This window comes from Actinomadura sp. 7K534 (genome assembly GCF_004348575.1).
In the GTDB taxonomy this organism is placed as follows: domain Bacteria; phylum Actinomycetota; class Actinomycetes; order Streptosporangiales; family Streptosporangiaceae; genus Spirillospora; species Spirillospora livida.
On sequence record NZ_SMKB01000483.1, the window covers coordinates 1 to 1,271 of the forward strand.

Consider the following 1,271-nt stretch of genomic DNA (forward strand, 5'->3'; position numbering starts at 1 on the left):
TCCAAGGACCCGCCCTCACCATCGACACCGCCTGCTCCTCCTCCCTCGTCGCACTCCACCTCGCCTGCCAATCCCTCCACAACCACGAAACCGACCTCGCCCTCGCCGGCGGCGTCGCCATCATGTCGACGCCGACCCTCTTCCTCGAGTTCTCGCGACAGCGGGGCCTGGCACGTGACGGGCGATGCAAGGCTTTCGCGGCCACGGCCGACGGCACGGGGTGTTCCGAGGGCGTCGGGCTCGTGCTGGTGGAACGACTGTCGGACGCACTCCGCAACGGGCATCCGGTGCTGGCGGTGATCCGTGGTTCGGCGGTCAACCAGGACGGGGCGAGCAACGGCCTGACGGCGCCGAACGGGCCGTCCCAGCAGCGTGTGATCCAGGACGCGCTGGCCAGCGCCCGCCTCGCGCCCGAGGACATCGAGGCAGTGGAGGCCCACGGCACCGGCACAGCTCTGGGCGACCCGATCGAGGCTCAGGCGCTCATCGCCACCTACGGACAGCAACGCCCCGCCGACCGGCCCCTGCGACTCGGCTCCATCAAATCCAACATCGGCCACACCCAGGCCGCCGCCGGTATCGCCGGTGTGATCAAGATGGTCCAGGCCCTCAAGCACGGGGTTCTGCCGCGGACACTGCACGTCGATGAACCGACTCCGCACGTCGACTGGTCCGCCGGCACGGTCGAGCTGCTCACCGAGCAGATCCCCTGGCCCGACACAGGACGGCCCCGCCGCGCCGCGGTCTCCTCCTTCGGCATCAGCGGAACCAACGCCCACCTCATCCTCGAACAACCCCCCACCAGCCCCAAGCCCGAAACAACACCCACACCCGTGACACTCCAGCCCGGCACCGAGCTGAATGTGGCGGCGACGGACACCTCTGAACCCGAAGTGCGGCCTGAGCCTCCGGTGGTTCCGTGGCTGCTATCGGCGAAAACCCCGGCCGCGCTGGCCGCCCAAGCCCAACGCCTGCTCCACCACCTGGACACCCACCCCGACCTAGATGCCGGACAGATCGCGTGGGCACTGGCCACCACCCGCTCCACCCTCGACCACCGCGCCGTCATCACCGGCAACCCCGCGACCCTGCGCCAAGGACTGCAAGCACTCGCCGACGGGGAACCCCACCCGGCCGTGACCACCGGCCACACCCGCTCAGACGGCGGGAAGCTCGCCTTCCTGTACTCCGGACAAGGATCCCAACGCCCCGGCATGGGCGCCCAGCTCTACCACCACCTCCCCCTCTTCGCCCACGCCCTCGACCACGTC

The 1,271-nt window shown here is 69.9% G+C and carries 1 protein-coding gene; it reads left to right on the forward strand.

The genetic code is table 11. The features are described 5' to 3' along the window. The coding region (locus E1266_RS37285) for a beta-ketoacyl synthase N-terminal-like domain-containing protein (RefSeq protein WP_279436379.1) at nucleotides 1–1,271 on the forward strand (1,271 nt) is incomplete at both ends.